Genomic DNA, 14,469 nt, shown 5'->3' with positions numbered 1-14,469 from the left:
GGTGGTTTTCGGTTTATACAAGAAAAACCTCTCCGCTGGGGAGAGGTTTTCGTGGATGATGCAGGGGTCGAACCTGCGACCCGCTGATTAAGAGTCAGCTGCTCTACCAACTGAGCTAATCATCCATAGTCGCTTAGGACGGGGTCAATTATAGAAAAGAAAAAAAGGGCTGTCAAGGGGATTTTTTAGAAAAAAAGCTAAATTCCACTACATGAGCCTCAATTCGAACCGCGTAGATGCCTACCTGGCGTTTTTGGGGGTGGAACGGAACCTTTCTCCGGCCACCATCCAGAGCTATCAGGAGGATTTGCGGCATTTTGTAGGCTGGCTCGACGAAATCGGGCTCGATCTGAAGGAACTGACCCCCGAAAAGCTGGACGAGTTCCTGACATTCACTGCCGGGCAGGTGGAATACTCCCCCACATCCATCGCGAGGCATTTTTCGAGCCTGCGCGGGTTCCTCAAGTACATGCAGAAGGAGGGCGAATACGACTACAGCACCGAATCGATGCTCGAACGTCCCAAGCTCGGACACTACCTCCCCCAGTACCTCACCCGCGAGGAGGTCGACAGCGTGTTCGAGAGTGCGGCAAACGGCAAGAACCCGCTGAGGGATACGGCGCTTTTCGAACTCATGTACAGCGCGGGGCTACGCATCTCGGAAACGCTCGGAATCAAGCTTTCGCAGTTGGATCTCGATAACGAGTGGCTCACCCCCATCGGGAAGGGCAACAAGCAGCGTCTGGTGCCCCTCGGGAGCAAGGCGAAGGAAAACCTGCGGGCTTGGATCGAAGAAGGCCGCCCCCTCACCCACCCGACTACAGACAACGTTATATTGAATTCCCGCGGCAAGCCCATGACCCGCATGGGAGCCTGGAAAATCGTGCAACAGCACACGGCCCACCTGACCAAGCAGGTCTCGCCGCACACCTTCCGGCACAGCTTTGCTACCCACTGCCTGGAGGCGGGCATGGACCTGCGCGTTCTGCAGGAACTGCTAGGCCACGCCGACATCAGCACCACGCAAATCTATACGCACATCGACAAGGAATTCATCAAGCAGGAACACCGGCTGTTCCACCCGCGCGAGATTGAAGAACGGACTGGCACCCCAAAATAGGGGGTTATATAGTCAAAGTCCCCAAGAAACCGCCATAGACTTCCGGCCAAAAAACTATACTTAGCCTTGTATGGGAAAACAAAGGAGTCTTATATGGGAAAAACTTTTTTCCTTGTGGCTGCTGTCGGAGCCGCAATAACACTTAGCGCCTGCGGCGACGACGATTCCTCCGGCCGTAAGATCATCACCGAAGTCAATTCGATTTACGAACTCGGAACTTGCGGTGAAAGCAACCAGGGCGACACCGTGTATGCCAAGGAGCAGGAGACGGAGTATTTCTGCGACGACAGCAAGTGGCATCGCGTCGAAATCGCAGACACGTCTAGTTCGTCGAGCAGCGTAAAGAAGAGTTCTTCATCGTCGGCAAAAGGCAAGAGCAGTTCGTCGTCCGCTTCGGAGGAAGACCTCAAGAACTTCGCTAAGCTATGCGAAGCTTCGGGCGGCAAGGAAAAGGACGGTATCTGCGTCTGTAGCGAAGAAATCTGCGATGTCGGTTCTGTCTGCAACACCATGACCAAGAAATGCGCGAACCCCATCAGCACAGCCGAAAGCGAATGCGACGACAGCTACAAGAACTCCTGCTCCAACAGCCCCATGGGCATCGGCATTGTCAAGGAATGCATAAAAGGAATCGTCGTGAACCGCTCGTGCGGCACGGTCTCTTGCAACGAAGAGGGCACGGACTGCGGCGAATGCCTCAATGACGTACAGACCTGTACCGAAGACAAAAACTTCAAGGCGACCGTCACCCACTGCGAAAAGGGCAAGAAAGTAACCGAGAGCTGTGACGGGAAATCCTGCGACCCGCGCGACAACGGTTGCGGCGAATGCACGAACTACGAACACACCTGCACCAACGATGACGAAGGAAAGGGAACCGTCTACGAGTGTGTTGCAGGCGAAGCCAAGAAGGCCGTTTCCATATGCGGCAACAAGTCATGCCGTACCGACAAGGCCATCTGCGGCGAATGCCTTAACGGAGAACTGAGGTGCGACAACGACATCAACAACAACGCCATCATGTACAGGTGCGTCGACGGGCAATGGGAAAGGCTCCATAACAAGTTCGACCCGCTCGACAAGGAGTATTACCAATGCCCCGTCGCTTGTAGAGAAGGCACCGATCCACAGAAGATGGAGAACGAATGCGACACGGATCAATGTTCTGATTGCGATCCTTGCTGGGGTGAACCCATGATTGGAGCACCCTCCAATCCAAACCCCTGTTACGACGAAGAACGTTGCAAACAAATTCTCAAGGACGAAGACCCCGACTACCCGCCGTTCAGGAGTTTCGAGACGAAACAGAAATGGAAGGACCTGATTCCTAGTAAAAAGATGGCAGCGAAAGAAGTTCACGGCTACAACTGGACGAATCACAAACCAGTCTCCGCTCCTGAAGAACGCGTGGAAGATTTTGAATTCGACCTTACTAACGAGACGCGCCGCGTATCGTGCAACGCCCTGGGAACCTACTTCGGCTTATGCCACAACACCCTGCAGACCTGCATCAACAATGTTTACCATGGTGAGGGATTTATGGTGGTCTGCGCTAGCGGCGAACTTGTTGACGCTGATGGCAACAACGACGGTATTGCTTGCGAATGCGAAAAAACAGCTAACAACGCCAACGGATGTTGCTACACCAGAAGCGCCTGCTTCAAGCAGACCAACTGGTCGAGAGACCGCTGCGCTAAGCCCTCGGGCAACGAAAACGACGATTAATTTCATCGACATTTCAAGCAGAAAGGAACCGCAAGGTTCCTTTTTGCATATTGACGTATTATCCACGACAAACAGCGCAACCCTGGGAATTTATCCCTAAAGGGAATATATGTTTATAATGGATAGCTATGACTTCTAGAATTTTAAAAATTGTCACTCTTGCGCTTTTATACGCATTTACGGGTGTATTTGCCGGCCCCGGCCTTGCCGACGGTGCGGCAAAGTTCCTCGGCAGTACAACTGTCGAAGGGCCTGTCCCTTCTGACTTCGGGACTTATTGGAATCAGATTACCCCAGAAAGGCAATGCACTTGGCGAACCGTCGAACAAACTCGCGGCACCTTCGATTTTTCCGAATGCGACATCCCCTACAACTGGGCAAAAGAGAACAAGGCTACATTCAAATTTCATGCCCTATTATGGGCTTCGGGAAACCCTTCTTGGCTTAGAGACCTTAGTGCGGACGAAACAAAAGAAGCCATTACCGCGTGGTTCGATGCCGTTGCGGAGCGTTATCCGGATCTAGAATACATCAACGTGGTCAGTGAAGCCAGGCGAATCCATTCACAAATAGGCAGCAACAACAAAATTATCGAAGCCCTTGGCGGCGACAACGAAGACTATAAATTCATAACCACCGCATTCAAGATGGCCCGCGAACGCTGGCCCCAAGCAATCCTCATTTACAACGACTACAACACAATCCAGTGGGAAAGAAATGAAGGGATCGACCTAATCAATACGATCAAGAACAACGGGGCCCCAGTTGACGCCTACGGACTTGAAGGCAACGATTTGATTGTGATGGGAACCGGCCCCATGAAATGCTACAATCCAGACTTGCTCAAGAACGCCCTTCAGGAGATTTACGAGAAAACAGAAACGCCTCTACTCATTTCTGAATACAACATCAGCAATGAAATAGACAGTATTCAAAAAAACTGCTTCGCGGAACATATTCCTGTTTTCATGGAAACCGAATATGTAGTAGGAGTCACCCTATGGGGCTATCTCTATGGGCAATCCTTAATGCAATGCATCACAAACCCAGGGATTAACTGTTGCGGCCTCATCAGGGATGGTGAAGACCGCCCGGCAATGACATGGCTCAAGGAATATTTCAATTTTCAGGAAGATACCACTGCGAGGGACACGACTATTGCCGATTCCACGATTGCAATCGGCAGCAGCCTCCACCTGCAGGCGAATACCCTCCAGGCGTACGACGTATTCGACCTGAACGGCGTCCGACTCGGCCGCCTGCGCGCCTACACTATCGACGAGGCCGTTTCAACACTCCAGAATACCAGCGATATCAAAGTCCAGGGCGTCTACATGCTCCGCTCCGTCCGGAATGGCACCGTAAAACAAGTGCGGATTGCACGTTAACGTGCCTTATTCAACGAACATCCGCAATATGGGTTCCATCTTTCTTGTAGAGTCCCACAGTAGCAACGGTAACTTTATCACGATAGCCTAACTGCCCTAAAGTAAAAGATAAGTCCGTCATTTTAAAGCGATATAACGTCAACCATCCCCGAAAGCCATCTTCACGCTCTTTATTCCTACGAACAAGAGCGAACAATTCATCACAATTTTTCCCTGCAAGAGACTTACAAGTATGTAGGCTAGACATTCCATCTATGGCAAACGATTCTACAGTCCATATTCTATGACTCTGGTGGGATAGAGCAATCAATGTGTCACCTTCTTTTTCGATAGCCCGTTGAACGCGGGACAATTCTGTTGGAGATAGATCGCAAGGGTATGCCAAACCGTCTTTATAACACATTTCAAACGAAATAACACCATCTCCTTCATAAGGGTGTATTTCCTCGTAATAAATAGAACTAAATAGGTAATCAGTTTCAAAACGTTCTGCGAAACTTGATTCATCGACATAGACACTATATCTTTCTTCTACCCAAGGTAATTTTTTAGCCGTAAGAACACTATCCGGGAAAAGTTTCTTTGAAACAACAACTCGTGCGAACAATTCATCGCATCTTGTCCCATCAGAAGATGTACACAGCGCCTGATAGGAACTGTCTTCATTAAGAAATATAGGCGAATAGAACGGATCACCCTTAAAAATCACAAGACCGTCCTTTAAGACTAATCGAGAAGAGGAATTTTCGTACGCATTATAATAGACATACTGCAAACGGACCTTTATTCCCTTTTGTGGATCGCTATAGTTCAACTTCTTAGCAAGGTTCACAAGCAAGACCGAATCTAGGGAACAGGGATGTTTCACCGAGATTCCATCAACGTCCGAAAAACAAACTTTATATGTTATATTTTCTTTCGAAGAATCTAAGTTATTAACTAGTTTATAAAAAATAAAGTCTTGTGAATACTTTTTACCACTCGTGTCATGAGGAATGAAATAATTATTGAATTGTGCAGAATCTAGTACCCTATAGGTATTTAAGGAAACTGTTTCACCAGTACGGGAATCCTGATTCTGGTGACATCCCGCCAAAATCGCTAAAATCAAAAGAATCAGAACTCTATAAAGCATACATCACCCGCAAAAAAAGCCCTTCACCCATAAATTTACTAAATTGGCGCTCTTTCAGAGCGCAGATAGTGCGGCTCGGTCATGTCAAAGTGTAAACACTTTGCCGCGACACTCACCTTTTACTATCTTTGTACCCGTTCAAATTATAAACCAAGGATTAAAAATGAGCAAGAATTACAAGATTGCAGTGCTTCCAGGCGACGGTATCGGCCCCGAAGTGATGAAAGAAGCTGTCCGCGTGCTGGACGTGGTCGCGAAGAAGTTCGGTTTCGACGTGAACGCCGAATGGGCAAACGTTGGTGGTGCCGCCTATGACGAAAGCGGTTCTCCGCTGCCGGAAAGCACCCTCAAGCTGGGCGAAGCTTCTGACTGTATTCTTTTCGGTTCCGTGGGTGGCCCGAAGTGGGAACACCTCCCCCCGAACCTGCAGCCGGAACGCGGTGCTCTTCTCCCGCTCCGTAAGCACTTCAAGCTTTTCTGCAACCTCCGCCCGGCCCGCGTCTATAAGGAACTCGCAGGCGCTTGCCCGCTCCGTGCCGACATCGTTGGCGACGGTTTCAACATCCTCACCGTCCGCGAACTGACGGGTGACGTTTACTTTGGCCAGCCGAAGGGCCGCGAAGGCGTTCCGGGCTCCAAGGAAGAAATCGGTTTTGACACCATGAAGTACAGCCGCTACGAAGTCGAACGCATTGCCCGCTTCGCCTTTGACGCCGCCATGCTCCGCAACAAGAAGGTAGCCTCCATCGACAAGGCCAACGTGCTCACCACGAGCGTGCTCTGGCGCGAAGTCGTGAACGAAGTCATCAAGGACTATCCGGAACTGACTCTCGAGCACCTCTATGTGGACAACGCTGCCATGCAGCTCCTGAAGCGCCCGCGTGAATTCGACGTGCTCCTCTGCCCGAACCTCTTCGGCGACATCCTCACCGATGAATGCGCAATGCTCACAGGTTCCATGGGTCTCCTCCCGTCCGCTTCTATCGCCGAAGGCTCCTTCGGTCTCTACGAACCGGCAGGTGGTTCTGCTCCGGACATCGCAGGCAAGGGTATTGCTAACCCGCTCGCACAGATCCTCTCCGTGGCCCTCATGCTCCGCTACACCTTCAAGGAAGAAGAAGCTGCAAAAGCTATCGAAGCTGCTTGCGAAAAGGTCATCGCTCAGGGCTACCGCACTGGCGATATCTACCAGGAAGGCTGCACCAAGGTCGGCACGACTGGCATGGGTGATGCTATCATTGCAGCCCTGAAGTAATTAATTGTCGCGGTCGTCGAAGGCCTGAGCATCCTCGGGTTCCTCGACGGTCCACTCTCGAATGTGGTCGGCCAGTTCTTTCTGGCCGGCCTTTTCTAGTTCATCCGAAATTCCGTTCAGGACTTCTGCATCCTCTGCAGGCAAGTCCTTCTCGTACATGTCGATATACTTTTCGAGAAGCGCGTAGCGCTTCATGCCGAGAAGCAACTGCATGAATTCGGTATCGACATTGCCGCCGCTGCGGAAGCTGGAATGTTCGCTGAGGAGCGTATCGGCCTGTTTTTCATCAACCAGCTGGCAAAGGCGAGCTAGGTTGATGACCTTCGGGAATTTTTCGTACAAAAGATTTGCAATCTTGAGGCAATCGGACTTGCGGCCTTCCTTGTCGGCAATAGCCGCCATGAGGTCGAGATAGGCTTCTTCGTCTTCGGCACCGGGGTCGCGCACGTCGCCGAGCCACTGCTTAGCAAGCTCGATGTTGCCTGCGACAAAGTACTCGTTCGCGATATCGATTAGCGTCGCGTTGCTCTTGTCCGGGTCCTTGAGGAGGGCGGCCTTCGTATAGCGTTCGCAATCGCCCAGAGCATCGGCCATGTCGGTCAATGCATCGATAATGTCTTCGCGGTTCTGGAGTTCGACCTCCGTAACCGTCGCGATAAGCTCGTCAACAAGAGCCTTCGCGCGTTCGTCAGGCAGGATTTCGTTTAGGGAGAGGAAAACGACGGAACGGCCTTCCCCTCCCACATGGCGCAGAGCGAGGTCATGGACCAAATCGGCAATGTAGTCCTTGTCGTCGTACTGGCTTGCAAGTTCCACGAAGAAGGTTCCCGCGTCGTAGAAGAGGCTTTCCCAGTCGTCGCGTTCCTCGTCGTCTGCCTTGAACGAGAGAAAGTCCGTGCGGAGCGTCCAGGCAAGCAGTTCGAGCTGCAGGCCGACATCCTTGAAATCCTCGATATCGTCAATCGTCTTCGCGATAGTCTCGTACAGTTCATCCGGGCGGTGCAGGAGCCTGCTTTCTCCACTGATGACCTGCGAGAGCGTTTCGCGGATGCGGTCTTCCTTGCCGCGGAAAGCCGCAGCGCCACTATTCGATTTCCAGGATTTTTTCTTCTTTGACATGATTACAAATGTAGAAAGTTAATCCTTGATACAGCGGACCGGATAACCATATTTGCGGGCATCTGGTTGCTGAAGCAAGCTCGCGGGAATCGATGTGTTATATGCAGAAATAACCGGATAATAATCCGAGCTCGCAATATCTTCCCCTGCCGGCGCTCCCGCAATAAACATCTGGACAAGTTTCTCCGAAGCAAGCCAGATATTAAAATTATCCTGCGTATTCACAAAGCTACCGTCAGGATCCCTGCGGCCCATAGGAACAGTGGAAAAACCGGATGCATTGCTCGCGACGCGCCAGTAATCGAAATCCCATGCGACAACGGATTTAAACGCATAGGTATAGGTGAAAATTTCACTAACCGAAGCGCCCTCCACCAATCCAGCATAAAGAGCAACAGCAGACTCCTGAGCGTACCTTTCGATTACATACGAAAGGAGCGCGTTCCAGTCCAATTCAGACGGGATATGCCACCCTTCAGGGCAAATTCCCTGAGTGACCGATCCCAAGGGCATCTCGATGTTATTGTCTGCAAAGGAAGTATCCTGATCCATAGCCGCCAGGAATGTGTAGAAACGCCCCGCCTTTTCGCAGTTCTGCGGATTGTCCATATAGCACCAGCTATTTCCCTTCAGGTTCGGAGTCTTCACGCTATCGGCGTAGTTGAGATTCTCGGCCATCCATAGCTGGGCACCAATCGTCACCGTCCTGTACGTATTCTGGTCACGCGGGTCCGTCAGGGTGCCATATTCAACGTCCGGATTGAAGTAGTCGTCCTTCTGGAAATCCCACATGTTCGTTACTCTCCAGCCAGAATCCGAACAGATATAGTACTTGTAGAACTCCACGGGTCCCTGGATAATTTCATTTGTCGCCTTCGAGCAATCCTTGTCGATTGTATTCCTCTCGATTTCTGTCGCCTCTCGCCAGCGACCATTATCGCAAATGAAGCGTATAAAATAGGCAAAGCCTGTAAAATTCCCCTTGATAATCTTATTTTCAACGCACTCGTTCCCGTAAGCATTGTATTCCGCATAATTCGAAGCACGCCATCCATCTTTATCGCAAGTGTAATACCCGTTGCCTTCATATACGGTTTCGTTTAGGTTCAGCTTGTCGCAGAGAGGCAGGACATCATCGGCATTGGAACTGTCCTTAAGGCAGCGTACCGAAGCCCCCGCAATCGAATCGTCACACAGGAAGTTCAGATGGTAGTTCGAGATAAAACCCTGATAGCAGCCCGCCCTTGATGTTGCAAGGTAAGCATTTACCATCCTTTCCCGATAGGAACCATCTACAGAACGGTAGCCTGCACCCGGAACGCCAAAGGAAAACTCATTATTTCCGGATACGTACCACGTCTGTCCATATCCCTGCAGGCTCTTGGCCGGCGGGATGTCGGGCTCTACAGCGGCGACATAGTCTATCAGTTCTTCCCACTCGTGCTGCGACGGAATGTGGAAACCCGCCGGACAGAGATTTTCGGTCCCGCCAGCATACAAGCGACCCAAGCTTTCGCAATTGGAAACATCATCGTTGTAGCACCAGCTGGAATCCGTTTCATACTGCAAGTTTTCCCCAAGCCAGACCTGAGTCCCAATCTGCGTCGTTTGATAGACACGCCCATCCCTGGGATCGGTTATCGAACTAATGACCTCTTTTCGCGGAGAATCTGGTTCCTTGGTTCCTGACGAATCATCACCGCAGGCAAAAAGAACAAGAACAGCAAATAAACCAACAACGCACTTGCAAATGTTCATATATCCCCTAACGTTAGAACTTTTTCCGTCTACTTCTTTTCCCGAATCCGCTTGTACAGGCTTTCGGCCTTCTCGGTATCGCCCGCGTTCGAGAACACGTGGCCCACGTTCTCGGCACCGATGCGGCCCTGTGAACTGCCCGCAAGCCAAGCCCTCATGTAGCATTCGAACGCTTCGTCGTAGCGCTTCTGGTTGAAGTAAATCTGCCCCAAATCCAGGTTGAGGTCGCCCTTGCCCTTGTTGTGCCGCAGGCCTTCTTCCAGCGTGAAGATTGCCATCCACGGGGAATTGTTCTGCACATACATCTGCGCGAGGTAGCGGCGGGCCGAAACGTTTTCGGGGTCCATCAGCAGGCCGTTTTCCATCTCGTTCAGGGACTGGCGCGTGGAATCCATACTGCGGTAGTAATAGGCAAGCGTGAAATGCACGTCGGCACCCGCGGTAGCCGTCATCTGGAGCGCATTCTGCAAGGTCTTGATGGCGTACTCGTAGTCGCCCAGCTTCTCGTAGACTTCGGCAAGCCCGTACCAGGCATCCATGCGGTCAGGGTTCAGCTGTAGCGCCCGCTCGAAGTTCTTCTGCGCAAGCGTCCAGTCGCGGCCCTTCAGGTAACATTCCGCCAGTGCGAAATGCACATGGTCCGATTCCACCCCGAGTTCGATGGCGCGTCGGTATGCCGCAATCGCATCGCCCGGAGAATCTGCGAGGTAGTAGAGGTCACCGAGCAGCATCCACGCCTTCTCGAAATTCGGCAGGAGTTCCACAGTGCGCCTATAGGCGACCATCGCGACCTGCTTGCGGTCGAGTTGCACCAGCGCGTTGCCCAGGTTGAACCATGCGAAAGGCTCGTAACGGCCCTCGTCAATGGCTGCACGGTAGAGCGGGACCGCTTCCTTGTACTTCCCCTGGTCGTAAAGCTCGTTCGCCTTGAAGAAATAATCCTCGGCCGCGAAAAGCGGCACGGCAAGCAACAGCAAACACAACAACCTACTTAACAAAGCGGAACTCCTTTGTGGCCTTCTGTGCCACGGGATATCCGCCAAGCTGAGCGGGACTGAATTTCCACTGGCGAACTGCCTTCAGGGCCTCGTTCTCGAAGCCGTAACCCGGCGGGTCGAGGCTCATCACGTTCGCCTGCGCCACGTCGCCATACACGTCGATGACAACCATCACCTTCACGTAGCCCGAAATGCCTAGTTTCTTGGCGCGTGCCGGGTACGTCGGCTGAACTTCCTTCAAGACCTGCGCCTGTTCGTCCACCTCGCCCGCCTCGTACACTACGTTTTCCATCGAGCCCGTACCCACGGCGACTCCGTCACCCGCGGCACCGCGCGCAAGCGAAAGGTCCATCTGGAAATTCTGGCTGCGACTTACACCCATGTTCGAGGAAATCTTGAACGGGTTCGGGTTCACGATGGTGCGTATAACCTTCTGCTTCACCTCGGGCTTTTTCTCGCTCACGAGCACCTCGACTTCCGTCACGGTGTCGAGTTCCTTCTCCGTCTTTATGCCCCTGTCGAAGAACAGCGCGTTCAGCACCGGCACGGCAAGGAAGAACACCGCGCTCACAGCAAAGGAGAGCACGAATGCCACCGGGAACCGGAAATATTTAGCGAGAAAGTCGAGCACTATTCCTCTTTGTTCGCGGAAATGGAAACCTTGCGGACTTTAGCCAAATTGCATTCGTCGAGAATGTCCACCACCACGCCGTTGGGGGCGTCGCGGTCGCTCACGATAATCACGGGGCGGTCGGGCGCTTCGGCCATCATCTGGCGCAATACCGTATTCAGGGTCGAGAGGTTCACCTGTGTCTCGTTAATGTGGATTGTCCCCTGGCGCGTCACGCCAATCAAGATGCTTTCCTTCGCGAGTTCCTTCGCGGAGCTTGCCTTCGGCTTTGTCACGTCCACGCCGGTTTCGCGCGTGAAGGTCGACGTCACCACGAAGAAGATGAGCAAGATGAACACGATGTCGAGCATCGGGGAAATGTCTATCTTGCCGGAATCGCTAGAACGTTTACGTATGAAACTCATTTTTCCTCCCCTGCAATTTCATTTGAAGCGGGATTTTCAAACACAAAGGATTCGTACTTGAGCGCTTCGCTCCATGCCTGCTTCTCGACCTTCTCAACGCAACCCGAGAGGAAGTTGTAGGCAAGCATCAGCGGGAACGCCACGAGCAGGCCCGCCTGCGTGGTAAGCATGGCCTCGGAGATGCCGTCGGCCAGGAGTGTCGGGTTTCCGAACCCGAAAAGCTTGATGGTATCGAATGTATGCGCCATGCCCGAAACCGTACCGAGCAGGCCGAGCATCGGGGCCAGTGCCGCGCATGTAGAAATCGTCTTGAGCGAGCGCGAGAGGTTCACGGATATGCGGTGGCGCGTCTCTTCCATCGCGTTACGCACGGCAACGGGGCCTTCTGCACGGTGGTCGCGCACGTCGCATGCAAGCGCGTAAAAGTAGCCGTAGGGCCTGCGGGCAAGTTTAGCGAACGCGACATCCTCGCCCTTCTTTTTCAGGTTGTTCCAGAACCCGCCGAACACGCCGTTCACGCTGCCGCCCTTGAGCATGAAGTAATAGCCGTAGCGCTCGAGCATCAAGAACCAGCCGAACCACCCAATGACGAATATGGGCGCAAGCACCCATCCTCCGCGGAAGAGCACGGCCATGGCGGCTTCGATTACAGATATTTCGCTTACGGTTTCCACAGGGATTCCCGCTTACTTTTCTTTGATCCAGAGCGCGTTCAGCACGGCGAGCCCGGCACTTTCCATACGGCTGCGAACGGCATCGGCGCGGTTCACGAGGAAGGTGTGAATCAGTTGCAAGGGAATCGCCACAATCAGGCCCGCTTCCGTGGTCACGAGGGCGATGGAAATGCCCCCCGCCAAAAGCTTCGGGTCGGATGTACCGTGCATCGTAATCACGTCGAAGAGTTCAATCATGCCCATCACGGTACCCAGGAGCCCAAGCAGCGGGGCGGTCGCCGCAATCACGGAAATCCAAGTGAGTCCGGATTCCAGTTTCGGGACATCGGCGGAGAAGAGTTCCTCGAGCGCCTTCTCGGCACCCTCGCGGCCGGCGTAGTTCTTGGAAAGTACGGTGCGCAGCACCTTCCCCACTTCGCCGTGCGTCTTTGCCGCAAGCGAGCGTGCCGTATCGATGTCGCCCGCCTTGAGTGCCTTCAGCACGCGCCTGTTCGCGATACCGCCGAAGCCCCTCACCATGAGCCACACAAAGCGCCAGAGGGCTATAAGCAGGCCGATGGCAAACAGCGCAACAATCGGGTACATGATAATGCCGCCGTCCTTGAAGAATTGCCTGAGCTTGTCCTTCCAGGTGGTTTCCTGGTGGTTCGCGAGTTCGGACGAAAGTTCCGTACTGAGCAGCACGTCGACCGGCACCATCACGAACGCGGAATCGTTCACGTTCGCAAACACCTTCGCAACATCCTTCTTTGTATCGGGAGTCAAATTCTCCTGCCAGTTATACACGCGTTTCTTTTCGCCCGCGACAGGGAGCATCAAGGCGGCCGGATGCAACCCGTTGATATCGACAGCGTTCGCCATCTGCATTGCGAAAAGGCCGCCAAGGCGCATGCGGTCGCCCTGCGCAACGGCAGTGCCGAACACGAGTTCCGCCTTTTCCACATTCATTTCGCGTGTAAAGGCCAACTCGGCACGCGCGGCATCGAGCACGCCCTTCGCAATCCGGAGCGGGTCGTCGCGGTAAAGCGACATTTCCTTCTTAACCTTGTTCTGGATCTCTACGCGTTCGGCCACCTTGAACTGCACGCCCTGTTCCTGAAACTTCGAGAGAGTTTCCAGACGTTCGGGGCCGGCCGCAAGCGAGAGAAATTCGGCACGCGCCTTCTCGGCCTGGAGTTTCACCTGTGCCAAATCTTCGCGGGCGACTCGCACATCCTCGAACAGGCGGGCGCGCTCCGACATCAGGGCGTCGACCTTCTCCTTGCTCTCCTGATACTTTTCATTGAACATCTCGCGTTCCTGGTTTGCCGTCTCGCGGTCCTTCCAGCGGGCGGCGACAGCCATGTCACGCTTCTTGCGGGCTTCTTCCAGATCGGCCTTCGCGCTGTTGAGTTCGGCGCGCTTCTTCACAGCATCGATATCGGATGGCTGCTGAGCCACAGCAATCGACGAAAGCGAAAGGACTGCCGTTACGGCAAAAGCAAGGGTAAACTGTCTAATCATCATTCACCCTCCTTCGGAAAAACGACCGGTATGGTCACGAGCCTCGGGGCAGTCTTCCCTTCGGCGACCTTCATCACGTCTTTCAATACGGTGCGCATCGCGAGGTCATCCGACACGTTATTCCAGACGTATCCACCATCGGCGGTACGGGCAAGCCAAAGCACGTCGTTGCCGTCGTTGCTCACGAATATGGATGCCACGGCGCCATAGCGCAAAAAGGTTCCGGGTACGCTGCGGGTATCCACCTGCAAGAACCCCTTCCACACTTCGGTCGTGTAGCCAAGACGGATGCGGTCATAAAACACTTCGAGGGTTCGGTTCAATGCGTCGTCCGCCTCGATAACTCCCTTGTGCAACTGTTCTGCGATTTCTTTCACGCTCTTCACTGTTTCCTCGTTCCGGTAGGGGAAGTCTGATTCGAAAACCGGCACCAGGGAATCGATAACCTTAGCGAAAGATTCGTTGTACTTGCTCTTGCGACTCTCGTACCAACGGATTGTGCCCATCGTCTTCTGGCGAATTTCAGAAATATGCTTGAGTTCCGCCTTCAGGGAATCCATTTCGGCCTTGAGAGCCTTGCTCTGCGCCGAAATCGCCTGGACCTTCTTGCGTCCGACTTCGACGAATTCCGCATGACGCTTCTTTTCGGCATCGTGCATGTTCTTTTCGCGGGCGGTTTCCGCCTCGACCGCCTTTATCTGGCGGCGTACGCTTTCCACCGTCTCCTGCGCCTGGGAGAACACTCCAGCTAGGCACAAA

At 53.2% G+C, this 14,469-nt stretch carries 13 protein-coding genes and 1 tRNA gene; 4 read left to right on the top strand and 10 right to left on the bottom strand.

The window, feature by feature from the left end:
• Positions 1-52: 52 nt before the first annotated feature.
• Positions 53-125: transfer RNA gene (locus tag B4A77_RS12320), tRNA-Lys, on the bottom strand.
• Between the two features lie 86 nt (positions 126-211).
• Here B4A77_RS12320 and B4A77_RS12315 point away from each other — a divergent pair.
• From B4A77_RS12315 to B4A77_RS12305, 3 genes are all read left to right on the top strand, one after another.
• Positions 212-1,120 carry a tyrosine recombinase gene (locus B4A77_RS12315; RefSeq protein WP_290724481.1) on the top strand — a complete coding sequence of 303 codons (909 nt, stop codon included), beginning with the start codon at positions 212-214 and terminating at the stop codon, positions 1,118-1,120.
• 93 nt (positions 1,121-1,213) lie between these two features.
• On the top strand, positions 1,214-2,845 hold the full coding sequence (locus B4A77_RS12310; RefSeq protein ID WP_290741104.1) for a hypothetical protein: 1,632 nt from the start codon (positions 1,214-1,216) through the stop codon (positions 2,843-2,845).
• A 128-nt stretch (positions 2,846-2,973) separates the two neighbouring features.
• A complete protein-coding gene (locus tag B4A77_RS12305) occupies positions 2,974-4,233 on the top strand; it encodes an endo-1,4-beta-xylanase (protein WP_290741101.1) in 1,260 nt (419 codons plus the stop codon).
• Positions 4,234-4,243: 10 nt separating this feature from the next.
• Here the strand turns inward: B4A77_RS12305 and B4A77_RS12300 are convergent, their stop codons facing one another.
• Positions 4,244-5,368 (bottom strand): hypothetical protein, encoded by a 1,125-nt coding sequence (locus tag B4A77_RS12300; protein WP_173381776.1) that lies wholly within the window; start codon positions 5,366-5,368, stop codon positions 4,244-4,246.
• A gap of 163 nt (positions 5,369-5,531) precedes the next feature.
• Here B4A77_RS12300 and leuB point away from each other — a divergent pair, with 163 nt between their 5' ends.
• Positions 5,532-6,623 (top strand): 3-isopropylmalate dehydrogenase, encoded by a 1,092-nt coding sequence (gene leuB / locus B4A77_RS12295; RefSeq protein ID WP_290741097.1) that lies wholly within the window; start codon positions 5,532-5,534, stop codon positions 6,621-6,623.
• Here the strand turns inward: leuB and B4A77_RS12290 are convergent, their stop codons facing one another.
• The 8 genes from B4A77_RS12290 to B4A77_RS12255 are packed head-to-tail and all read right to left on the bottom strand — an operon-like array spanning position 6,624 to position 14,468.
• Positions 6,624-7,742, bottom strand: a complete 1,119-nt coding sequence (locus B4A77_RS12290; RefSeq protein ID WP_290741093.1) for a hypothetical protein — start codon at positions 7,740-7,742, stop codon at positions 6,624-6,626.
• A gap of 18 nt (positions 7,743-7,760) precedes the next feature.
• Entirely contained in the window at positions 7,761-9,500 is a 1,740-nt protein-coding gene (locus B4A77_RS12285; RefSeq protein ID WP_290741090.1) for an FISUMP domain-containing protein, read from the bottom strand.
• A 29-nt stretch (positions 9,501-9,529) separates the two neighbouring features.
• On the bottom strand, positions 9,530-10,498 hold the full coding sequence (locus B4A77_RS12280) for a tetratricopeptide repeat protein (RefSeq protein ID WP_290724494.1): 969 nt from the start codon (positions 10,496-10,498) through the stop codon (positions 9,530-9,532).
• Complete coding sequence (locus tag B4A77_RS12275) at positions 10,488-11,129, bottom strand: energy transducer TonB (protein WP_290741088.1); 642 nt, start codon at positions 11,127-11,129, stop codon at positions 10,488-10,490. The genes B4A77_RS12280 and B4A77_RS12275 overlap by 11 nt, the downstream gene beginning before the upstream one ends.
• Positions 11,129-11,533, bottom strand: a complete 405-nt coding sequence (locus B4A77_RS12270; RefSeq protein WP_072812130.1) for an ExbD/TolR family protein — start codon at positions 11,531-11,533, stop codon at positions 11,129-11,131. Before B4A77_RS12270 ends, B4A77_RS12275 begins: the two co-directional genes overlap by 1 nt.
• On the bottom strand, positions 11,530-12,207 hold the full coding sequence (locus B4A77_RS12265) for a MotA/TolQ/ExbB proton channel family protein (RefSeq protein ID WP_255370545.1): 678 nt from the start codon (positions 12,205-12,207) through the stop codon (positions 11,530-11,532). The genes B4A77_RS12270 and B4A77_RS12265 overlap by 4 nt, the downstream gene beginning before the upstream one ends.
• A 12-nt stretch (positions 12,208-12,219) precedes the next feature.
• Positions 12,220-13,713, bottom strand: a complete 1,494-nt coding sequence (locus tag B4A77_RS12260) for a MotA/TolQ/ExbB proton channel family protein (protein ID WP_290741085.1) — start codon at positions 13,711-13,713, stop codon at positions 12,220-12,222.
• Positions 13,710-14,468 (bottom strand): DUF3450 family protein, encoded by a 759-nt coding sequence (locus B4A77_RS12255; RefSeq protein WP_290741082.1) that lies wholly within the window; start codon positions 14,466-14,468, stop codon positions 13,710-13,712. Before B4A77_RS12255 ends, B4A77_RS12260 begins: the two co-directional genes overlap by 4 nt.
• Position 14,469: the final 1 nt, after the last annotated feature.

This window comes from Fibrobacter sp. UBA3718 (assembly GCF_002371935.1).
GTDB lineage: Bacteria > Fibrobacterota > Fibrobacteria > Fibrobacterales > Fibrobacteraceae > Fibrobacter.
This window is presented reverse-complemented; position numbering and strand designations above follow the sequence as displayed.